Origin of the sequence: Paramagnetospirillum magneticum AMB-1 (assembly GCF_000009985.1) — a bacterium.
Classification (GTDB): domain Bacteria; phylum Pseudomonadota; class Alphaproteobacteria; order Rhodospirillales; family Magnetospirillaceae; genus Phaeospirillum; species Phaeospirillum magneticum.
Genome location: NC_007626.1, coordinates 3800026 through 3822301 on the forward strand (window position 1 = coordinate 3800026; position 22276 = coordinate 3822301).

At 67.5% G+C, this 22276-nt stretch carries 16 protein-coding genes; 9 read left to right on the forward strand and 7 right to left on the reverse strand.

Annotated elements, in window-relative coordinates:
• Positions 1–70 precede the first annotated feature (70 nt).
• From AMB_RS17515 to AMB_RS17535, 5 genes are all read left to right on the forward strand, one after another.
• Complete coding sequence (locus tag AMB_RS17515) at positions 71–1849, forward strand: hypothetical protein (RefSeq protein WP_148207471.1); 1779 nt, start codon at positions 71–73, stop codon at positions 1847–1849.
• The gene (locus AMB_RS17520; RefSeq protein ID WP_011385822.1) at positions 1846–2463 is read left to right on the forward strand and encodes a helix-turn-helix domain-containing protein; all 618 of its coding nucleotides are present in this window, start codon (positions 1846–1848) and stop codon (positions 2461–2463) included. The genes AMB_RS17515 and AMB_RS17520 overlap by 4 nt, the downstream gene beginning before the upstream one ends.
• Positions 2464–2541: 78 nt before the next feature.
• Positions 2542–3129 (forward strand): hypothetical protein, encoded by a 588-nt coding sequence (locus AMB_RS17525; RefSeq protein WP_148207472.1) that lies wholly within the window; start codon positions 2542–2544, stop codon positions 3127–3129.
• Between the two features lie 152 nt (positions 3130–3281).
• Positions 3282–4985 carry a nif-specific transcriptional activator NifA gene (nifA, locus tag AMB_RS17530; protein WP_043745038.1) on the forward strand — a complete coding sequence of 568 codons (1704 nt, stop codon included), beginning with the start codon at positions 3282–3284 and terminating at the stop codon, positions 4983–4985.
• On the forward strand, positions 4982–5551 hold the full coding sequence (locus AMB_RS17535) for a tyrosine phosphatase family protein (RefSeq protein WP_011385825.1): 570 nt from the start codon (positions 4982–4984) through the stop codon (positions 5549–5551). The genes nifA and AMB_RS17535 overlap by 4 nt, the downstream gene beginning before the upstream one ends.
• Before the next feature lie 141 nt (positions 5552–5692).
• Here the strand turns inward: AMB_RS17535 and AMB_RS17540 are convergent, their stop codons facing one another.
• The 3 genes from AMB_RS17540 to leuA all read right to left on the reverse strand — a co-directional run bounded on the left by AMB_RS17540 (position 5693) and on the right by leuA (position 10974).
• Positions 5693–7390: a monovalent cation:proton antiporter-2 (CPA2) family protein gene (locus AMB_RS17540; protein WP_043745041.1), complete on the reverse strand. Its 1698-nt coding sequence runs from the start codon at positions 7388–7390 to the stop codon at positions 5693–5695.
• A gap of 46 nt (positions 7391–7436) precedes the next feature.
• Positions 7437–9119, reverse strand: a complete 1683-nt coding sequence (locus AMB_RS17545) for a methyl-accepting chemotaxis protein (protein WP_011385827.1) — start codon at positions 9117–9119, stop codon at positions 7437–7439.
• A 193-nt stretch (positions 9120–9312) separates the two neighbouring features.
• Entirely contained in the window at positions 9313–10974 is a 1662-nt protein-coding gene (gene leuA, locus AMB_RS17550) for a 2-isopropylmalate synthase (protein ID WP_011385828.1), read from the reverse strand.
• A gap of 410 nt (positions 10975–11384) precedes the next feature.
• On the opposite strand from leuA, the gene AMB_RS17555 reads away from it, so the two are divergent.
• Together AMB_RS17555 and AMB_RS17560 are read left to right on the forward strand one after the other, a co-directional pair.
• Positions 11385–13013, forward strand: a complete 1629-nt coding sequence (locus AMB_RS17555; protein WP_011385829.1) for an ATP-binding protein — start codon at positions 11385–11387, stop codon at positions 13011–13013.
• Between the two features lie 2 nt (positions 13014–13015).
• Positions 13016–13465 carry a response regulator gene (locus AMB_RS17560; protein WP_011385830.1) on the forward strand — a complete coding sequence of 150 codons (450 nt, stop codon included), beginning with the start codon at positions 13016–13018 and terminating at the stop codon, positions 13463–13465.
• 58 nt (positions 13466–13523) lie between these two features.
• Here AMB_RS17560 and AMB_RS17565 read toward each other — a convergent pair whose 3' ends face one another.
• The 4 genes from AMB_RS17565 to AMB_RS17580 all read right to left on the reverse strand — a co-directional run bounded on the left by AMB_RS17565 (position 13524) and on the right by AMB_RS17580 (position 18421).
• Complete coding sequence (locus tag AMB_RS17565) at positions 13524–14690, reverse strand: hypothetical protein (RefSeq protein ID WP_011385831.1); 1167 nt, start codon at positions 14688–14690, stop codon at positions 13524–13526.
• 28 nt (positions 14691–14718) lie between these two features.
• Complete coding sequence (locus tag AMB_RS17570) at positions 14719–15834, reverse strand: DUF2336 domain-containing protein (RefSeq protein ID WP_011385832.1); 1116 nt, start codon at positions 15832–15834, stop codon at positions 14719–14721.
• Positions 15835–15916: 82 nt separating this feature from the next.
• Positions 15917–16618, reverse strand: coding sequence for a glutamine amidotransferase (locus tag AMB_RS17575; RefSeq protein ID WP_011385833.1), 702 nt, complete (start codon positions 16616–16618; stop codon positions 15917–15919).
• A gap of 111 nt (positions 16619–16729) precedes the next feature.
• Positions 16730–18421: a methyl-accepting chemotaxis protein gene (locus AMB_RS17580; RefSeq protein ID WP_043746917.1), complete on the reverse strand. Its 1692-nt coding sequence runs from the start codon at positions 18419–18421 to the stop codon at positions 16730–16732.
• 204 nt (positions 18422–18625) lie between these two features.
• Here AMB_RS17580 and AMB_RS17585 point away from each other — a divergent pair, with 204 nt between their 5' ends.
• Entirely contained in the window at positions 18626–20446 is a 1821-nt protein-coding gene (locus AMB_RS17585) for a peptidase domain-containing ABC transporter (RefSeq protein WP_011385835.1), read from the forward strand.
• On the forward strand, positions 20443–22212 hold the full coding sequence (locus AMB_RS17590) for an HlyD family type I secretion periplasmic adaptor subunit (RefSeq protein ID WP_011385836.1): 1770 nt from the start codon (positions 20443–20445) through the stop codon (positions 22210–22212). Before AMB_RS17585 ends, AMB_RS17590 begins: the two co-directional genes overlap by 4 nt.
• Positions 22213–22276 lie beyond the last annotated feature (64 nt).

Consider the following 22276-nt stretch of genomic DNA (forward strand, 5'->3'; position numbering starts at 1 on the left):
CCACAACTTCGAGGGGGAGGAAGAGGCCGATGGGGTTCCGACAGCAGCCTCCACTCGGATTTGTAGTGTTATGACAGTTAAGGGCGGACGAAAGGGTAAGTTTTCCACCAAGCGCATGGCCATGATGCCGCGCTGGGGAAAAGCTCGCCCCGGCTCCACCCCTCATGGTCACCTTGCCCTGTTCGAACGCCTGACATTACGGGCGCGGCGCCGTGCCGACAGGACCGGGTCCGCGGCGGTCCATGAAGCAACTCCCCTGTCCATCGCTCCCGTGCCCGACCTGCCGCCGTCCCTGATGGCCGAACGTGCGGTCGTCTGGTCGAAGGGGGCCCTTCGCGCCGTGGGTTCCGCCGCATCGGCCCTTGTCCGCCGGGCGACCGGCGCGCTGTTCACGCCCTTCCGGGGGCTGGTGGATGGAATGCGCTCGGCCTTCGCCCCGGTCACGGCCGAGGGTGACCGTGGGCGGGGTGCCGCCGCCTTCCACGGTCCGCCGCAAAGGGCCGCCGCCCCCGCCGGCCCGGACCTCTCCGATAGCGATATCCAGGCAGTCATCGCCTCGGCGCTGGCCGGCGTGCCCGACAAGGGCGATCCGACTCATCCGGCCGACCTTGCCGCCTTGGCCAGCCTGCTGTCGTCGCCGCCGCCGCGCAACGATTTCCAGGCCTCGGATCTGGTTCGGGACTGCTTCGCCTCCCAGGGCGTGGCCGGGCTGCAGAGTCGAGCCCTGTTGGGAGTTGCCCTTCATCTGACCCGGGAATTCGGCCTGCCGACCCGGCTGCCGCTGGCCTCGGACCGGGCCTGGCGCATGCTCGATCCGGTCCTGTTCGAAGACGAAATGGCGGCACAACTGGCCGGCATCCGCGCCTTCATCTCTGATTGGCAAAAGACCCAGCAGACCTTCCTGGTCCTCGAATTCGCCGAGATCGAACTGATCGAATGGCTGTTCGAATGCCTGCATCCGGCCCGGCATTCCGACCTGCTGTTCGAGGTGATGAACTTCAAAGTCCTGTCCAACCGCCGCCAGGGTATCCTGCGCCGCATTCCCCACCGGGTCCGCAAGTTCGTCAAGGACGCGGGCGGCGGGCACGAGGCCGTCCTCTACGCCGCCGGAGCCCGCGCCTACCTGGACCGGCTGGTCACCACCCACGGCTTCACCCCCATCGTCGAGACCGCCAGCCTCTGCCTGGAGGAAGTGGACAAGGTTCTCGAGAAGCTGAAGCCGCCGGCCGCCCTGCCCGGCCCCGGCGGCGAGGGCGAAGCCCTGGCCCGCATCACCCCGGTCAAGATGCCGGCTTCCGAGCTGGCGGACCGGGCCATGGCCCCCGCCCCGCCAGCGGCCGCCCAGCGCCCGGCCGCGGCGCCTCCGCCGCCGCCGGCCATGCCCGTGGCACCTGTGGCGCCACAGCCCTTGTCGTCCCAGCCGCTGCCGCCGCGCCCCCAGGGCGCCGCGCCCGTCCCGGTGGTGACCTCGTCTCCGGCCGCCGTCCCGCAGGCCACGCCCCAGGCGACGGGCAATGTCCGTCCCGCCACCATCCGCCTGCTGCCCAAGCACATCCGGGCCGGCGCCGAGCTGACCATCCCGTCGCGCTCGGCCGGTCGCATCCCCTGGGCCGCATGTTCACCACCGGCGGCACGGATTTGGCGCCGGTTCCGGCTATTTCGGTCAAGAGCGCCCAAACCCGTCCGGGCCGGCGGCCGGCGACCCTGCCGGGGCCGGTCAACGCCGTCATTCCGCCCAGCCTGCCCCATCTGGCCCTGCCCGCCCCTACGGCCGCGGCCCAGACGGCGCCCGCCCAGCCCCCCGTGGCGCCGGCCGCGCCCCAGCCGAAGGCGGTCACCGGCCGGGTGAATCTGGCCATTCCGGGCCGTCCCGCCCCCGCCGCGCCGTCCCAGCCCGCGCCGTCCCAGCCCGCGCCGTCCCAGCCCGCACAGGTCCAGCCGGCACAGGTCCAGGCCAGGCCGGCGCCGGTCGCCCCTCCTGCAATGGCGGTTCCTGTCGCAGTCACGCCTACGGCTCCGATCGCCGCCGTGCCGGCCGCCCTGGCCGAGAACGCCGCCGCCCAGCCCCGGGGCGACAATGTCACCAAGCTGACCATGGTGCAGAAGCGGCGCCTGCCCATCACCCAGGCCCTCAAGCGCCAGGCGGTGATGCGGGTGCTGCGTGGCGAGGATGCCGAGGCCATCGCCCAATCCATCGGCATCAGCCGGACCAAGCTGGACGAATGGGTGGACAAGTTCGTGGCCGCCGGTGCCGGCGCGCTGAACACCGGCCGCAAGCGCAAATCCGAAGAACTGACCGTGGACACCCTGCGCGCCAAGCTGGCCGAGGTCCTGGCCACCGCTCAATTGATCGAGCAGGTGATGGAATCCTCGCTTCCCCGCCGGCCTTTGCTGCTGGCACCGCCCCAGGAAGCCACGCCCGAGGTGGCACCGCCCCGGCGGCCGCGCAAGAAGCGGGGCTGATCCCCTTTTTCCGAATGACGCCACCTTGAGTCCAACGCCTATGATGAGGGCGTCCCATTGCTTGTCGGGAGGAAGGCCTTGCTGAAAGCCCTGACCCCTCTCCTGGCCCTGGTCATGGCCTCGCCAGCCCTGGCGCAGGACGCAGCAACCACCGCCATCGTGATGTTCGATTCCGTCTGCCTGACCTGCCACGAGGGAGAATGCAGCGGCCGCATGGCCCTGCGCACCGAGCGCGGCAGCGAGGGACTGGCCGGGCATGTGGCCGGCTATGTGGGCCGGCAGGACGAGGTCATGGTCAGCCGCCTCAAGGGCCTGATGAGCCAGCTCAAGACGGAATGCCGCCTGCCGCCGCCGCCCGTGGCCCTTCCCGCCGACGGCATCTGGGACGGGGCCAGTCTGGCACCGCTCACCCTGGCCGACCGCCAAAGGCTGTTCGTGCCCCTGGGGCCGCTGAATCCCGGCACCCACTCGACCTCCCTGCGCCAGGACGAACCCCAGAGGCTGCGCCTTCAGGTGGTGGCCGACAGCTTCGACATCGTTTTCGACCAGGACAGCACGGTCGGCCCGACCGGCACCCGCATCCACTGGCAGGTCGAAGAGCCGGGACAATATTTTCTGCGCATCATCGGACGGCGCCCCGTCGGCACCTTGCGCATAAGCCCTTGAGCCATCCTACCCGCTCGAGACGCCAAGCGGGTGTGGACGAACGGGCGGCAATGGAATAAGAATTAGGTTCATAATCAAGAAAAGGTGGGGGGATCGGGGCGCGGCAGTTGGCTGCGGCGCTATCCTCGTGTGAAGGTCAACCGGTGGAACGGATGCGTATGACGGCCCAGAAGAGCGACGAAAGCGCCCTGCCCCTGATCGGGATCTACGAGATCAGCAAGATTCTCGGAGCCACCCTGGATCTGGACAAGGCCCTGCACGACGTCCTCAACGTGCTGGCCTCCTACCTCAACATGCGCCACGGCGCCGTGGTGCTGAAGGACGAGGCAGGCAAGCCCCATCTGGCCGCGGTCACCGGCATGTCGCTGCGCCTGGCCCGCGAAGGCGTGCTGAAATACCCCTTCGCCGCCGTGGAAAAGGTGATGAACACCGGCATTCCCATGGTGGTGCCCGACGCCGCCGAGGAACCGCTGCTGGTCGAATACATCGCCGAGAACGACGATTCCCTCGAAGACGAGCGGCTGTCGTTCTTCTGCGTGCCCATCAAGACCACCGACAAGCCGTTCGGCGCGCTGTCGGTGGAGCGCTCGTGGAGCGACAGCGCCCAGTACGTGTTCGAGCACGACCTGCGCTTCCTCACCATGGTCGCCACCCTGATCGGCCAGACCGCCAGCCTGCACCGCAAGCTGGCCAATGACCGCGAAACCCTGATGACCGACGCGGCCCGCCTGCACAAGCGCATGGCCGAGGTCCGCCCCACCCTGCCCATCCGGGGTCTGGAAGACGTGGTCGGCACCTCTGAGGCCATGGCCCGGGTCTTCGCCCAGGTGCAGCAGGCCGCCCCCACCAAGGCCACCATCCTGCTGCGCGGCGAAAGCGGCACCGGCAAGGAACTGGTGGCCCGCGCCATCCACATCCTGTCGGCCCGCGCCCAGAAGCCCTTCATCAAGGTCAATTGCGCAGCCCTGTCGGAAAGCGTGCTGGAATCCGAATTGTTCGGCCATGAAAAGGGCGCCTTCACCGGCGCGGTGGCCGACCGCAAGGGCCGCTTCGAGCTGTCGTCCGGCGGCACCTTGTTCCTGGACGAGATCGGCGAGATCTCCTCCAATTTCCAGGCCAAGCTGCTGCGCGTGCTGCAGGAGGGCGAGTTCGAGCGAGTCGGCGGCAACAAGACCGTCAAGGTGGATGTCCGCCTGATCGCCGCCACCAACCGCGACCTGGAAGCCGGCGTCGCCGACGGGTCCTTCCGCGCCGACCTGTATTACCGCCTCAACGTGGTGCCGCTGTTCCTGCCGCCGCTGCGCGAACGCTCGGGCGACATTCCGCTGCTGGCCATGTACTTCCTCAAGCAGTTCAACGAGGAGAACGGCCGGGGCCTGGCCTTCTCGCAGAACGCCCTCGAGGCGCTGCAGCGATGTTATTTTCCCGGCAATGTGCGCGAGTTGGAGAACTGCGTCTATCGCACCGCCACCATGACCAAGGGCGAGGTCATCGACGAGATGGACCTGTCGTGCAAGCAGGACACCTGCCTGTCGTCGACCCTGTGGCACAAGCGCAACCCCGGCGACAAGGCGGCCCCCACCCTCAGCGCCCCCATTCCGGTCCCCACCGGCCCCATGATCCCGCCGGCCGCCGCCGCTCCGGTGGCGCCGCCTCAGCCCAGGCCGGACATCCCGGCCCCATCGGCCGCCGATCCCACCCCGCCCGACGAAGACCTCTCCGAGCGCGAGCGCCTGGTCCAGGCCATGGAACGCTGCGGCTGGGTCCAGGCCAAGGCCGCCCGCCTGCTGGGCCTGACGCCACGGCAGATCGGCTACGCCCTCAAGAAACACAACATCGAGATTCAACAGCTGTGACCAGCTCCGGACTTTTGCCCTTCCCCCTGACCATCTGCGGCATCGACGAGTTGCCCGAGCACGCGGCGGCGGGGGTCAGCCATGTGGTGACCATCCTCGACCCCCAATGGCCGGACCCCGAGCACTTCGCCCTTTACCCCCCGCACCGCCGCACCATCTGGCGCTTCCACGACATCGTCAACCCGCAGGAGGGGCAGTCCCATCCCACCATGCGCGACGTGGAAGCCATTCTGGATTACGGCACCGGACTGAGGACGGAAGTGGTCGAGCACCTGCTGATCCACTGCCACATGGGCATCTCGCGCTCCACAGCCACGGCCATCATCCTGATGGCCCAGCACAATCCGGGGCGCGAGGCCGAGGCCTTCGCCCATCTGAAGGCGATCCGCCCCTTCTCGTGGCCCAATTCGCGCATGGTGCGCATGGCCGATGACCAACTCAAGCGCAAGGGCGCCCTGGTGACCGCCATGCGCCTGCATCATCACGGCGTCGCCCGCCGCCATCCCGACAAGATGCCCTATCTGCGGGCCAGCGAACGCGCCGCCGAGGTCCCGCCCGAGGAGTGAACCCGTGTCGGGCTGTCGCCCGAACCGATCCGGGGCGATGCCCCGGCCCCCCTTTATGTCTTATGAAGAGAAGGAAGGGAGGTTTGGAGGTTCACCTCCAACCGGGGTCCGGGGCGAGAGCCCCGCAAGAGCCCGCCGACCTCACTCCGTCGCCCGGCCATAGCGCCGGCGGCGATAGCCCTTCAGGCTGCGCTCCACCGCGTCCTCGTCGATTCCCGCCGAGCGCAGCACCGCGCCGGCCATCTGCAGGCTGGCCTCCACCGTCTCGGGAATGACGGCGGTGGCGCCGATATCGCCCAGAAGCTGTTCCTGGGCGCGGTCGCGGGCCCGGGCCACGATGGGCAGATGGGGCGCCGCCTGCCGGATGCACCCGATGGCGCGCTCGGCCTGGCGGGCCTCGTTGACGGTGATCACCGCCGCCCGCGCCCGGTCGATGCCCACCGAGCGCAGGATGCCGGTGCGGCCGGCATCGCCGTAATAGACGGGAATGCCGTCCTCGCGCGCCTTGGCCACCCGGTCCACATCCATGTCGAGGGCGATGAAGGAAATGCCGTGCTCGGCCAGCAGCCTGCCGATGGCGCGGCCCACCCGGCCATAGCCGGCGATGATCACATGGTCGGCCAGATGGCGCGCCGTCTCGGGGATCGGTTCGCCGCTGGCTTGCGGCGCCAGTCCCTGGGACCAGCGCCGCCCCAGCGCCGCCAGGGCGGGGGTCAGCAACATGGACAGGGCCACGCTGGCCAGCAGGGACTGGCCCAGCCCGCCGTCGAGAAGCTTCAGTTCGAGGGCACGGCCGAACACCACGAACGCGAACTCGCCGCCCTGGGCCAGCAGGAACCCCACCCGCAGTCCGTCGGCCAGCCCCACCTTCATCAGACGGCACAGGCCGATCAGCACCACCGCCTTGACAGCCACCGTGCCCAGGGTCAGGCCAAGGACCAGCCCAAGCCGGTCGGCCACCAGGGGCAGGTTGATGGACATGCCCACGGTCATGAAGAACAGGCCCAGCAGCAGGCCGCGAAACGGCTCGATATCGGCTTCCACCTGATGGCGATAGCGGGAATCGGCCAGCAGCAGCCCGGCCAGGAAGGCGCCCAGGGCCATGGACATGCCGGCCTCGCCGGTCACCCAGGCCACGGCCAGGACCAACAGCAGGTTGGCGGCGGTAAACACCTCGGGATTGCGGGCAGTGGCGATGAACCGGTAGACGGGACGCAGCAGGAAGCGCCCGACCACGAAGATGGCGGCCATGACCAGCGCCACCTTGCCCCCGGCCAGGGCCAGGGCCTCGGCCATGTGCCGCTCCTGCCCCGCCAGCAGGGGCAGCAGCACCAGCACCGGCACCACCGCCAGATCCTGGAAGATCAGCACGGCCACGGCGATGCGGCCGTGATGGTCCACCGCCTCGCCGCGCTCCACCAGGATGGCCAGCACCGTGGCGGTGGAGGAGAACGCCAGGGTCAGCCCGATGATCAGGGCGGCACTGCTGCCCAGGCCGAGGGCATGGCTGATGCCGCCGATGGCCAGGGCGGTGACCACCACCTGGGCCAGGCCCAGCCCCAGGATATAGCGGCGCATGGTCCGAAGACGCGACAGCGGCAATTCCATGCCGATGGCGAACAGCAGGAACACCACCCCGAATTCGGCCAGCGGCCGGGTGACCTCCAGGTCGACCACCGGGCCGGGGGTATAGGGACCCAGCGCCACGCCCGCCGCCAGATAGGCCAGCACCGAGGGGATGCCGAACCGCTGGAACAGCGGCACCAGCACCACCGCCGCCAGCAGCAGCGACAAGACATCGAACAGCGCTTCGGACCCGTGCACGCGATCACTCCCCATTGGTCCCGGGGAGTATAGCGGCAAGAACGCCCGTGTCGAACCGCTGTCAGACGGTCTTGGCGTCCACCAGGAAGCCGGTGACCGCCGCCCGCAGCGACTGGGCCCGGTCCGCCAGGGAATGGGCCATGTGGGCCAGGTCTCCGGCCATGGCGCCTCCCGCCTCCACCTGGCGGGACACCTTCGAGATGCTGTCGGTGACCGAGCGGCCGCCCTGGGCCGCTTCCTGCACGTTCTGCACGATGGCGTCGGTGACGTGCCCCTGCTCCACCGCCGCCGAGGCCACCGCTCCGGCCACGGATTCAATGCGGCCGATGGATTCGGCCACCCGATGATTGGTGGCGACCACCTGGGCGACCGTGTCCTGCATGGCGGCGACCTGCCGGCCGATCTCGTCGGTGGCCCGCGCCGTCTGGTTGGCGAGATTCTTGACCTCGCCCGCCACCACGGCAAAGCCCTTGCCCGCCTCGCCGGCCCGCGCCGCCTCGATGGTGGCGTTCAACGCCAGCAGATTGGTCTGGGCGGCGATGTCGTTGATCAGGCTGACCACCTCGCCGATGCGCTTGGCCCCGTCGTCCAGGGAGGCCATGGTGGCCCCGGCCCCCTCCATGACGTCCACGGTCTCGCGCACGATGGCGGTGGTCTCGCGGACGCGTTCGGCGATGCCCATGCTCGACGAGCGCAATTGCCCGGTGGCCGAGGCCACTTCCTGCACATTGGCGCAGGATTGGGCGGCGGCCACCGCCACCGAGGCGCTTTCATGCCCGGCATCGTCCACGTTGCGGTGAAGATTATCGGCGGTGGTGGAGACGGTGCGCACCACCTCGCCCACGTCGCCCAGCAGCGACTGGACGGTGCGATCGAATTCGGCGGTCCGCCGTTCCAGATATTCCGCCCGTTCGGCGCGGCGGCGCTGCTCGGCCAGGGCGGCCGCTTCCAGTTCGCGGGTGCGGCGCATGGTGTCGCGGAACACCTGCAGCGCCCTGGCGATCTCGCCGGCTTCATCGCCGCGTTCGGCATCGGCCACCGGCTCGTCGAGATAGCCCGCCGCCATGCGGTGGGTGGCCGCCGCCACCCGGCCCAGCGGTCCCGACACCGACCGGCGGACCATGATCAGGGTGACGATCCCGCCGCCCAGCAGCGCGGTCAGGGCGCCCAACAGCAGGCCGATCTTCAGTTGGCCGGCGAAGGCGTCCATGGCCAGGTGGTTTTCGTCAACCTCGCGGTCGGCCATGGCGGAATACTCGTCCACCAGCTTGCCCAGCTTCTGCCGGTTCGAGCGGTTGGCATCATTGTCGCCGAACACCCGGGCCGCCGGTGCCCCCTGTTCCAGGCCGAGACGGATCAGTTCGCGGCGAAAGCGGATGAAGTCGACCAGTTCCTTGTTCAGCTTGGCGAACTCGGCAGTCTGCTCCGCGGGCACCACGCCCCGCCACTCAGCGGCCATTTTCTCGAAGGCGTCGAGGCTCTTGGCCATGGGCTCGGCGAATTTCCGCACCTCGTCGGCGTTGCGCGCCATGTAGACGCCGCGCGAATCCATGACGATGGCGTAGATGGCGCTTCCGGCCTTCTGCCCGAAGGCGGCCCGGCGCGACGCGTCGAGGATGGCATCGGTCCGGGAATCATAGCTGCTGATGGCCCACTGGCCCAGGGCGGCGATCACCACCGCCACCACGGCCATGACGCCCACCAGAAGCTGGATCTTGACCCCGATGCGCAACCGACCGGCCATGGCTTCCTCCATCTCAATGCGCGGCACACGGTAAGGCAGCTACCCTGCTTCGCGATACGGCCAAGAGTGGCAATGGACCGGGCGGGAAGTCAACATATTTTACATACTTTTGGTATATGAATAATTTGTAAAATCCATTTACGTCTTACATAAATCGGCGGGGCGGATTATTTCACACCACCCCGCCGTATTTTCATGCCGCCCGGTTCAGCGCGCTGACCACCGCCTTCAGCGAGGCCATGGTGATGGAGGAATCCAGGGCGGCGCCGTGGACCGAGCCTCCGCCCTCGCCGGCGATTTCCACATAGCAGGCAGCCTGAGCCTCCGAGCCCGAGCCCAGGGCGTGCTCGTGGTAGTCCCGCACCTTGACCTTGCGGCCGAGGCCGGTTTCCAGGGCATGGATGAAGGCGTCAAGCGGGCCGTTACCCCGGCCTTCGATGCGCTTTTCCACGCCCTTGTCGCGGATGGTGGCGCTCAGCATCCGCGTGGCGCCGCGTCCTTCGGAATGGGTCTCGTAATCCACCAGTTCCAGCGGCCAGTCCTTGAGATAGGTCTGGGAAAAGGCGGCCATGATCTCACCCGAATCCAGCTCGCGGCCCACCTTGTCTGCCATGGCCTGCACCACCCGGGCGAAGTCGATCTGCAGCGGCCGGGGGATCTCCAGCCCGTGGTCGCGCTCCAGCACGGCGGCGATACCGCCCTTGCCCGACTGGCTGTTGATGCGGATCACCGCCTCGTAGCTGCGCCCCACATCGGCCGGATCGATGGGAAGGTACGGAACCTCCCACACCGGGTCGTTGGCCTTCTTGCGGGCGGAGAAGCCCTTCTTGATGGCGTCCTGGTGCGAGCCGGAAAAGGCGGTATAGACCAGTTCGCCCGCATAGGGGTGGCGGGGATGGACGGGCAGCCCCGTGCATTGTTCCGCCGTGCGCCGCACCGTGTCGATGTCCGACAGGTCAAGGGCGGGATCGACGCCCTGGGTATAGAGGTTGAGCGCCAGGGTGACCACGTCCACATTGCCGGTGCGCTCGCCATTGCCGAACAGGGTGCCCTCCACCCGGTCGGCGCCGGCCATCACCGCCAGTTCCGCCGCCGCCACGCCGGTGCCCCGGTCATTATGGGGATGGACCGAAACGATGAGGGAGTCGCGGTTCTTCACATGGGCACAGAACCATTCGATGACGTCGGCGTAGATGTTGGGGGTCGACATCTCCACCGTGGCCGGCAGGTTGCAGATCATCTTGCGCTCGGGCGTGGCGCCCCAGGCCTCGGCCACCTTCTCGACGATGTCCATGGCGAAGTCCGGCTCGGTGCCGGTGAAGCTTTCGGGCGAATACTGGAACACCACCTCGCCTTCCGGCCGGGCGGCGGACAGCTCGCGCACCAGCCTGACCCCGGACAGGGCGAGGTCGATGCAGCCCTGGCGGTCGATGCCGAACACGATGCGCCGCTGCGCCTCGGAGGTGGAGTTGTACATGTGGACGATCACCCGCCTGGCACCGGCCAGCGCCTCGAAGGTACGGCGGATCAACTCGTCGCGCGACTGGACCAGCACCTGGATGGTGACGTCCTCGGGAATATGCCCGCCCTCGATCAGCAGGCGCACGAAGTCGAAATCGGTCTGCGACGCGGCGGGAAAGCCCACCTCGATCTCCTTGAAGCCCATGCCGATCAGGGTCTGCCACAGGGCCATCTTGCGCTCCGAGCCCATGGGATCGATCAGCGCCTGATTGCCGTCGCGCAAATCGACGCTGCACCATACCGGCGGGCGGGTGATGGTGGCATCGGGCCAGCGGCGCTGGGCGAGGCGGATGGCGGGATAGGCGCGGTACTTGGTGCTGGCGGCAGGCATCATGGCCTGGTCCTCCTTATGGTCTGACTGCTGATATGGGGAGCGCGACCCGGTCTTTCCGGCCGCCGGGCGGCCGCGAATGACCTTAGCCCCGGCGACCGCAGGTTAGTCGCAGCAGCAGCAGACCGGCGAAAGCCGGAGCGGAAACCAAGGAGAAGGCGGAGGAGGAGAAAGACATTGCAGCGAACCCGACCCGAAGGCTGAAACCACGAAAACCCGGAACCGAACTTACGATTCCAGGGTGGCTAGCAGCAGCAGGACGGCGGTCATCTTTCTCATGGTGGCCAGCCTGCCCGAAAAAGGGGAGTTCCGTCAAGACCCAATACCTCGGCCATAAATGAACGTGTCCCCCACCCTGGGAATGCGCTAGTGTCGTCGCCATATCCCCTAGACTTGGGCCTGATGGAAAGAGCATGCCCTTCGATACCCCAAAGGACCCGCACGTGCCGGCCGCGCCCGACCGCGGCTGGAACCGGATCGCAACCACCATGGTGCTGGTGGCGGCGGCCTGGCTGGGGCTTTCCGCCTGGATCGTGGCCATCTATGGCGATTACCGGGAAACCCAGTTGCGTGGTCAGGTCTCGGCCCTGGCGGCCAGTGCGTCCGGGGCCTTGGGGAACGCCCTCAGCCAGCGCCTGGCCCAGGTCCGTGGTCTGGCCGCCTTCGTGGCGGTCAAGCCGGGCGAAATTGAAAAGGACTTCCCGTTCTTCGCGGCCGCCTACTACCAACAGGTGCCCGGCATCCGCAATATCTCGGTGGCGCCCGATTTTGTGGTGCGGATGGTCTATCCCACGGATGCCGGCAATCTGAAGGTCATCGGGAACCACCTGCTGGAGGACAAACGGCCGGGCTTTGCCGATGCGGTCAACCGCGCCATTCAGACCCGGGGGCTGGCGGTACACGAACCGGTGGAGATGATCCAGGGCGGCCTGGGCCTGGCGGCTCGGCACGCGGTGTTCGTCGACGGCCGTCCCTGGGGGGCGGTGGGGATGATCTTCAACATCTCCACCTTGCTGGACTCCAGCCGGATCGGCGCCCAGGACAAGTATGCCTGGGGCCTGCGCACCGCCGCCGGCACCCTGGTGGGAGGCGACCCGGGGATCTTTGCCATGCGCCCCGTCCTGGTCCGCGTCGACCTGCCGGAAGGATATTGGGAATTCGCCATGGCGCCGAAGACCGGCTGGGCCCAGGCCTCGGCGGAAGGCGCCGAGGTCAAGGCCCTGCAATTCGGCCTGCTGATTCTTGGCATCGGCCTGCTGAGCCTGACCTGGGCGGCGCTGCGCCGGCGGGTCACCCTGGAGCAGTTGGTGGAACGGCGCACCCGCGAATTGTCCAACGCCAACCGGGAGCTGGAGCGCTTTTCCTTCATCGTCGCCCACGACCTGCAAGAACCCCTGCGTTCCATCCTCTCGTTCAGCCAATTGGTCGAGAGGGGCATGGCCGACCAGTTGACCCCCGAGCAACGGGGATGGCTGTCCAGTCTGGGGGCCGCCGCCCGGCTGATGAAAGCCCTGCTGCACGACGTGCAGATCTATCTGGGCGAGGGCAATGCCCCCCTGCCCAAACGCCAGCTCGAAGCCGACGAGGCGCTGGCCATCGCCCGGCGCAAGCTGAAACGGGTCATCGAACAAAGCGGCGCCACCATCGAAGCCGAGACCCTGCCCGTCGTATGGGCCGATCACCACCGGCTGAGCGAAGTCTTCCGCTCCCTGATCGCCAATGCCATCGAATACCGCGCGGATGATCGCGTGCCGGTCATCAAGGTATCCAGCCGTACGGACGGCGCCTTCCAGTATATCGAGGTGGCCGACAACGGAATTGGCATTGAGGAGATCTATTTCGAACGTATATTCGGCGTGTTCCAGCGCCTGCATGCGCGTTCATCCCATCCCGGCACGGGAATGGGGCTGGCAATCGCCAAGAAGATGGTGGAACATCTGGGCGGAACCATTCGGGTCCGCTCCGTGGTCGGACAGGGAAGCGTCTTCTCCATCGTCCTTCCGTCCACGCCGGTGTGGGCCGCAGATGCGCCATGGGAGTGAACGTGACCGACGCGAGCGATCAGCAATTCAAGGTCATGCTGGTAGAGGATGACCCCGGCGACGCGGGGCTGGTCAAGGCCGCCTTCGCCGGCAGCCGCTTCACCTGTATCATCGAGCATATTCCCGATGGGGTCGAAGCCATGAAGCGCCTGCGCGCGCTTGCCAAGGAAGGGGCTTCGTCCCTTCCCGACCTGATCCTGCTCGACCTCAACATGCCGCGCAAAAGCGGGCACGAGGTTCTGGCGGAGATGAAGGCCGATGCGGATCTCAAGGACCTTCCGGTGGTGGTGCTGACCACCTCGGACGCCGAGCGCGACGTGGCCGCCGCCTATCACAGCGGCGCCTCGGGTTTTGTGACCAAGCCGGTGGATGTGGATGCCCTGTTCGAGGCCATCCAGGGCATTCTGGAATACTGGTTCGGACTGATGCGCTTGCCCGCCAACCGGCCGTAGCAACGGTGCCGGCGTCGTGGCGGCGGGCCGAAGACCTCCCCCGCCCCGGCCCGAAGGCCTACAACCCCTTTTCGAAGTCGGCGGGGGCGCGCAGATAGGCCCCGAACACGTCGGGCAGCTTGGCGCGCAGATCGGAATCCGGATCTTCCTGGTCCAGCTTCCACAGCTTGATCTTCTCGCAGAAGATCTTGATCAGCTTCTTGTTGCCGGGCACGCCGAAGATCTCGGTGAACTTTTCCTCGCCCAGCTTTTCCGTGCCGATTTCCAGGAAGATCGGAATCTGCGAGTAATTGAGGAAGCGCACGATCTGGTTGATGGCCTCGCCCGACAGGATGTGCAGGTGGCTGGCCAACTGCTCCAGGTCCTTGGCGTTCTGGACCTCCATGGCTTCCAGACGGTCGCAATCGACGCACATTTCCCAGAATTTCTCGCCCATCTTGTCGTAGACGGTGCCGTGCAGGTAGTCGTAGCGGTCCTTGCCCAGGAAAGCGACGCCCTTGGCGGCGAGGGGCTGGGTATCGAGCATTTCGCGCATCATGGCGTCCGACAGGATGCGCTTGGCCGAATCCATGGAGTGGCGGCCGATATCGGCCAGGGCGGCGATGCCCTCCGGCGTGCGCAGCGTGGTGACGCCCAGGCCCATCTCGCGGATCAGCTTGACCGGCAGTTCGGCGAAGCAGGGGATCAGCGGCACCTGCCAGTCGTAGTCCAGGTAATCCTTGATGGCACCATAGAACTGGTCGGCCTGGGTGGGTGACGACTTGGGGACTTCCATGTCGCCCCACTTGCCCGACACCAGGGACTGGATCTTCTCCAGCAGGGTCTTGGGCTCCTTCTTGGGAGCCACCGGCGCGGCGGGCTTGTCGGCGGTGCCGAAGCGCTTTTCCGCATAGGCCTTGGCGCCGGAGCGCACCACCATGGAAATCACCTGATTGAGCGAGCGCTCGCAGCGCAGCATGCCGTCATCGGTGGTGACCGGGTCGCCATTCCGGTCGATCAGCAGGTCCTGGAACTGCTCGCGCTTGGTCTTGACCAGCTGCATGCAGGCGTAAAGCAGGTCCGGGGTGGCCAGCACGGCGGCATAGGGATTGGGAAACGCCGCCAGCGCGGGGATCAGCTGGGTGACCCGGGCGGTCACCGGCCCCTTGATGGTGGCGATGATTTCCTTGCGGTTGGCCGCGTCCTTGTCGAGCGGCTTGGCCGCGGGCTTCGCGCTGCCGGACATGGTATTCCCCTTGTGAATGGTCCCGACGTCACTCGCCGAGCATGGTGGCCGGCAATTGATTCATCTTGGACAGCAGATATTCCAGGTCGTCGTTCTCGAATTCCACGCCCAGGTCACCGTACTGGGTGAGAATGCGCTCGATCATGCGGCGCGAGAAGCGTTCGCGGTCGTTGGGCCCGCCGTCGTATTCCATTTCGTAGGACACGTCGATGGCGGCGCGCATGGCGGCGTAGAACGCCTTGGGCAGGCCCGCCTTCTCGAACAGGGCCTCGAAGCCGCGCTTGCCGGCGTCATGGATCAGGGTGCGGCAATTCTCCACCTTGATCTTGGCCAGCTTGGCGATGGCCACCTCGAAGAAGGTCATGTCGCCCATGCACACCGAGCGCAGCATGATGGACGGCGTCAGACGGCCGACATTGTACAGGTGGCCCACCAGCTGGGCCACGTCGCTTTCGGAATTGGACAGGCCCAGAACCGCCAGTTCACGCGCCTGGATCATCATGGCGGCGGCGGCTTCGGGCGTCAGGTCGGGACGGGCCATCAGGTGCTGGCGCAGGTTCTCCGAGACCTTGGTCATCAGGCGCTCGGCCACGGTGATGGGCAGAACCTTCCGCTCCACCATGGACTTGCCCACCTGCTCGGACTCGCCATAGCGGTCGACCACGCGGTTCAGCGTGTCTTCATTCAGGTCGGCGCCTTCGTTGGACACCAGGGTGGCCACGGCGGTCTCGTTGCCGCTGTCCACCAGGGCGTCGGCCAGGGTGGCCGAGACATGGTGGCGGCCGGCGACGGCGACCTGCTTTTCCGGGCTCTGGCTGCGAACGATCTCGATCAGATCCTCGTCGGTGAGGACGTCGGAGAACTGCAGCATGGGCAGGGACACGTCTTCCACGTCCCGGGCCAGCGACATGGCCACGTCGTGGGGAACCGTCGGGTTCTCCTTGAGCTGGCGGGCCAGGGCCTCGCGCACGCGGACCTCGGCATCGCGGACCATGAGGCGGAAGATGTCCTCGGCCAGCTTGCGCTCGCCATCGCTCAACCCCTGGTGCTGGGAAGCGATCTTGTCGGCGATCTCAGCCCGCACGTCCCCGGTCGGATTGGAGAGCAGGCGCTTGACGTCTTCTTCGTTGAGCTTCTGGTCCACGGCTGTCTTCTCTATGCCCCTTTCGGCGGACTATACATCGCTTCATCCGCCCTGAACAGGCGGGAACCCGAGGCGACGCCGGTTACATCATATCAGACAAAAACGCACTCAGCACCTTCGGGGCGACCAATTCCAGCCCGGCGGCGTGACGGGCCGCGTCGGCGCGCAATCGAGGCACCGACAGGCCCGGCACCGAGCCGATCTCACAGGCATGGCCGATATACCAGCGCTCCAGCCCTGCCCCGGTGGCCTCCACATGAAATTGCAGGCCCAGAGCGGCCTTGCCCCAGGAAAACGCCTGGTTGCGGGTGACGGCGGTGGAGGCCAGCAGCGCGGCGCCCTCGGGCAGGTCGAAGGTGTCGCCGTGCCAGTGCAGCACCGGAACGCCGTCCAGGGACGCCAGGGGCGACGTCAGCCCCGCCCCGGTCAGATCCAGGGCCGACCAGCCGATTTCCTTGACGCCGTTGTTGGAATAGACGCGGGCGCCCAGGGCGCGCGCCATCAGTTGGGCTCCCAGGCAGATGCCGATGGTGGGACGCCCGGCCCGCAGCCGCGCCTCGATCAGCCGCAGCTCAGGGGCCAGAAAGGGGTAGTTGCCGTCCTCGTAGGCGCCGATGGGGCCGCCCAGGACCACCAGCAGGTCCGTGGACGCCTCCGAGAGGGCGGCCAGGTCATCGAGGCCCGCCTCGGCATAGCGGATGGCATAGCCGGCGGCCTCCAGCGGCGCCTGAAAGCTGCCCAGGTCCTCGAACGCCACATGGCGAATGGCGACACAGGTCTTCATCATCCCCCGCCGGAAACCGCGATCGGCCCTCCCAGGCCCCAGCCCTCCCAGGCCGAGGCCCCTTCATACCCGAGCGGGCCTCCGGCGTCGAGGCTGACTTACGGCCGTGGTTCAGGCGGCCCGCACGTCCTTAAGGAATGCCTCGATGGTAGAACGCAGGTTTCCCGATTGCTCGGCCAGGGTGCGCGAGGCCTCCAGGACCTCCCGCGACGAGGTGCCGGTCTGGTCGGCGGCGTCCTGGACCTGGACCACGTTGCCCGAGACCTCGGCGGTGCCGGCCGCCGCCTGTTCCACGTTGCGGGCGATTTCCTGGGTGGCGGCGCTTTGCTCCTCCACCGAGGCGGCCACGTCGCCGGAAATATGGCCGATCTCCTCGATGACCTTGACGATGGCGCCGATGGTGTCGACCACCCGCTGGGTCTGATCCTGGATGGCGGCGATCTGGCGGCCGATATCGTCGGTGGCCCGCGCCGTCTGGTTGGCGAGGTTCTTGACCTCGTTGGCGACCACGGCGAAGCCCTTGCCCGCCTCGCCGGCCCGTGCCGCCTCGATGGTGGCATTCAGCGCCAGAAGGTTGGTCTGCGACGCGATGTCGGTGATCAGGCTGACCACCTCGCCGATCTTCTGGGCGGTGTCGGCCAGTTCGTTGACCACATCGGCGGCTTTGGTGGCCTCGCCCACCGCATCTTGCGAGATGGCCGAGGAATGGGCCACCTGGCGGCCGATTTCGTTGATGGAGCCCGACAATTCCTCGGCGGCGGCGGCCACGGTCTGGACGTTGACCGAAGCCTCCTCGGACGCGGCGGCCACCGAGGTGGCCTGATGGCTGGTCTGTTGGGCGGTGGCGCTCATGGCGCCGGCGGTGGCCTGCAGCTGACCGGCGGCGGCGGCCACCTGCTGCACCATGGCGCTGGCGGCGTTATCGAAGGTGGTGGTCAGGCTGGCGATGCGCAAGGCCCGCTGGCGGGCGGCCTCGTCGGCCTGCTTCTGCTTTTCCTCCAACTCGCGCTGGTGAATCAGGTTGGCGCGGAAGACTTCCATGGCGGCGGCCATTTCGCCGACCTCGTCGGCGGTGCTGGCGGCGGGAATCGCCACAGAGGTGTCGCCCTTGGACAGGCTGTCCATGGCGCCGGTCATGGCCACCAGCGGCGGCACGATGGACGCGGCGGTGCGCAGCGCGGTGACCAGGGCGATGAGCAGACCGGCGATGAGGGCGCCCACCGCCACGGTGATCATGGTGTTGACCAGCCCCTCGACCTCGGTGGCGTCGGTCTCCAGCATCCGCTTCTGGTTGTCGATCATTCCCCCGGAGCGCTTGCCGTCCGCCGCCTTTTCGCCCGAGAACACGGTCACCAGCCGGGTGACGCGGGGCACGGCCTCGGTCACCAGGACCTTGATCGCTTCCTCACCCTGGCCCAGCCCCTCGGCCTTGGCCTGGGCGGCCTTGAGTTCCAGCAGCAGCGTCCGGGCATCCTTCCAGGCCTGCTGGTTGGCGGAGTTGGTGAAACGGAGCGCCAGCTTGTCCATGTCGGCGATCAGAACGTCGAGATCACCCCAGGCCTCGGCGCGCTCGGCCTTGAAGGCATCCTTGCCGGTCAGCAGATAGCCGCGCAGCGCCGCCAGGGAGGCATACATGTGCCCCTCGATGCCGGCGCTGGTCTGGGCCACCGGCATGCGCAGGCCGATCATGCGGTCAGCGGCCTTGTTGACGCCCAGGGCCTCGAAAATGATGGTGCCGGTCACCACCGCGATCAGGGTGCACAAAATGCCGAAGCCCAACCACAACCGCTTACCGATCCTCATTTCCGTCTCCCCCGTCAGAAATTCCAGGTCCAACGGCGGCCATGCCCCTCCGACACACGGAAATGGCCGCCGTTGACCTTCATCAAGGGGACCTTACCAAAAAGTGGAATGCGAAATCCATATATATGAGCTTTTACCTACGCTGGTTGCATCCCGAATTCTTTCCCTTTGCATCCCGGCCCCGGCAGGCGACAATCGGCGGCCATGAGCACAGAAAAGACATCCTGGCTGAAGACCGTCATCGAGCCCTTGCGCCCCGTGATGCGCGAACTGCTGGCCGCCTCGCTGTTCATCAACCTGATGGCGCTGGCCGTTCCTATTTTCGTGATGCAGGTCTACGACCGGGTGATCGGCCATAACGGCACCGCGACCCTGAAGGGCCTGGTGATCGGCGTCGGCGTGCTGATGGCTTTCGACTGGATCATCCGCACCTCGCGCGGGCGGATCATGCAGACGGCGGCGCTGCGCATCGACGTGGAAATCGGCACCAAGCTGTTCGACAAGATCATGCACCTGCCGCTGCGCACCCTGGAGAGCCGCCCGGCCTCGTTCTGGCAGACCCTGTTCCGCGACGTGGATTCCATCCGCAACACGGTGTCGGGCTCGACGGCGGTGCTGCTCACCGACCTGCCCTTCGTGCTGATCTTCCTGGGGGTGATCTTCATCATCGGCCGTCCCCTGGCCCTGGTGTTCGTCGTGCTGTTCGTGGCCTTCCTGGTGCTGGCCTGGCGCTCAGGCGGCGCCATGAAGGAAAGCACCGGCAAGGAAAAGAATGTGCAGCAGGCCCGCGACGGGCTGGTGGCCGAGATCATCGCCGGCCGCGCCACGGTCAAGGCCGTGGCCCTGGACCGCGCCATCCGCCCCATCTGGGAGGAGAAGCAGGCCGGCGCCATCGAGCAGTCCATCCAGCGCGGCGCCGTCAACGATGAATACGTCAATCTGGGCCAGATGCTGACCATGCTGGGCAGCGTGGCGCTGACCACGGTGGGCGCGGTGTTCATCATGGACCACGACCTGACCATGGGCGCCCTGGTGGCCTGCAACATGCTGTCGTCGCGACTTTACGGCCCCATCAACCAGCTGGTGGGGGCGTGGAAGAGCTTTTCCTCGTTCCGCCAGTCCGTGGACCGCCTGGGCGAGGTCTTCGCCGAGTCCGAGGAGCGCCGCCACAGCGCCATCGAGCGCGAGCGCCCCAGCGGCCTGATCACCCTGGAGGACATTTCCTTCGCCTATGACCAGAAGTCGCAGGCGGCGGCCTCCATCGACCGGCTGGAGATCCATCCCGGCGGCATCACCGCCGTGCTGGGCCGCAATGGCTCGGGCAAGACCACGCTGCTGAAGATCATCCTCGGCCTCTATCATCCGGCCAAGGGCCGCGTATTGCTCGACGGCGCCGACATCGCCCAGTTCACCCGGGCGGAACTGGCCGGCTGGATGGGCTATGTGCCGCAGGAATGCGTGCTGTTCAACGCCTCGATCCGCGACAACATCGTCTACGGCGCGCCCGGCGCCAGCGACGAGGACATCCTGGAAGCGGCCAAGGTGGCCGGCGTGCACCAGTACATCATCGACCTGCCCGACGGCTACGGCACCTCGATCGGTGAGGCCGGGTCCAGGCTGTCGGCGGGCCAGCGCCAGCGCATCGCCATCGCCCGCGCCCTGCTGGGCAACCCGCCGGTGCTGCTGCTGGACGAGCCCTCGGCCAGCCTGGACCGCCAGGCCGAGGAGGACCTGCGCACCACCCTGGCCGAACTAGGCAAGACCCGCACGGTGATCATCGTCACCCATTCGCCGGTGCTGCTGCCCATCTGCCGCGACGTGGTGGTGCTGGACAAGGGCTGTGTCGCCGCCGCCGGCCCCGCCGCCGAGACGCTGCAACGCCTGTTCGGCGCAAGGCCGCCCCAGCAGCCTCCAGCCCAACCGCCGCACCCGCAATCGGCGCCGCAGCCGGCCCCGCATGTGGTGTCGCAGCCGGCGGCGCCCCTGGGCGGCGGCGTGCGCATCGGCGTGGGAGGCGTGTCGTGAGCCAGCCCCCCGCCCCGCCGCCCCCGCCCCAGTCCCTGGGCCAGATCACCCCGGTCCAGGTCCCGGCCGGGCAGGCCATTCCCGGCGCCCCGCCGCCACCCGCCCCCGCGGGCGCAGGCCCGCAAACAAGCCAACTGGGCGAAGGCCCGCAGGCAAACCAAGCCGGCGCAGGCCCGCAGATGAGCCAAGAGCAGATGATGCAGGCCATGGCCGCCATGATGGGCGGCGGCGGCCCGCCCGGCGCCCAGAAGGGACCGCCTCCCACGGCCATGCAATCCATCGCCGGCGGCCTTAAGACCTTCTGGAAGACCCTGTGCTGGCTGATGGCCGCGCCGGAAAAGCCCGAGGACGCACCCAAGGGCCTGCTGGCCTGGCCGCGCCGCCTGCTGACCGGCACCCGCGACTGGTTCCTGCCGTCGCTCAATCCCATCGGGCCGGCGCCGCTGCAGGACTACCACGCCCCCGAATTCGGCTCGCGGCTGTACTCCCTGGCCAATTCCTATCCGCTGCCCACCTGGCGCCCCTTGGCCCGGGCGGTGATGAGCCTGACCGCCATCTTCATCGTCTGGGCCTTCGTCGCCCATCTGGACGAGGTGGCCATCGCCGAGGGCGAGATCGTCCCCGAGGGCAAGGTCAAGGTCATCCAGCACCTGGAGGGCGGCGTCGTCCGCGAGATCATGGCCACCGACGGTTCCGAGGTGAAGGAGGGTGCGCCGCTGATCCTGCTGGACCTGCCGGTCAGTTCGCTGAACAAGGAGGAACTGCAGGCCCGCATGGACGGCTATATCCTGCAGCGCGCCCGCCTGGAGGCCGAACTGCACGACAAGCCGGTGGTCTTCCCCGAGGAGGAAGCCAAGCGCCAGCCGGGACTGGTGGAATCCGAGCGCCGCTCGTTCGAGGCCCGGCGCCAGGCCCTCAACGCCACCCTCACCGTGCTGCGCGATCAGGTGCGGCAGAAGGGGCTGGAGGTCCAGGAATACGAGACCAAGTCCCGCTCCATCGCCACCAGCCTGCGCCTGTCCCAGGAGCGGCTGGCCATGTCCACCGACCTGATCAAATCCGGCCTGGCCTCCAAGATGGACCATGTCCAGATTCAGGCCCAGGTGGAGGATCTGAAGGGACAGCTGGACTCGGTGCGCGCCTCCATCCCCCGCGCCGAGGCCGCCCAGCAGGAAGCCAAGGGCAGGGTCAGCGAGGAACTGGCCCGCTTCCAGCGCACCGCCCAAAGCGAGATGTCCGAGGCCGAGCTGAACATCGCACGGACCCGCGAGCTGTTCATCCAGGCCACCGACCAGCAGCGCCGCACCCTGATCAGCAGCCCCATCGACGGCATCGTCAAGAACATGCGGTCCAACACCATCGGCGGCGTGGTGCGCCCCGGCGACCCCATCATGGAGATCGTACCGCTGCACGAGCGCCTTCAGGTGGATGCCAAGCTCAACCCCATGGACCGCGGCTATGTCCAGACCGGCCAGCGGGCCACGGTGAAGATCAGCGCCTACGACTACACCACCTATGGCGGGCTGGACGGCGACGTGATCCTGGTGGCACCCGACACCACCGTGCCCCAGACCCCCAATGCCCAGCCCTATTACCGGGTGGTGGTGCAGACCGACCGCGCCTATATCGGCGACGAGACCGCCAAGCGGCTGATCAGCGCCGGCATGCAGGCCACGGTGGAAATCCACACCGGCACCCGCTCGATCATGGAGTTTCTGGTCAAGCCGGTGATCAAGCTGCGCCACGAGGCCTTCCGCGAGCGGTAATAAATCGAGCCACCCCTGTCACGTTTGCCGGGGCCGGCGCGTCATCAGGGCGTATCTCTCGAAA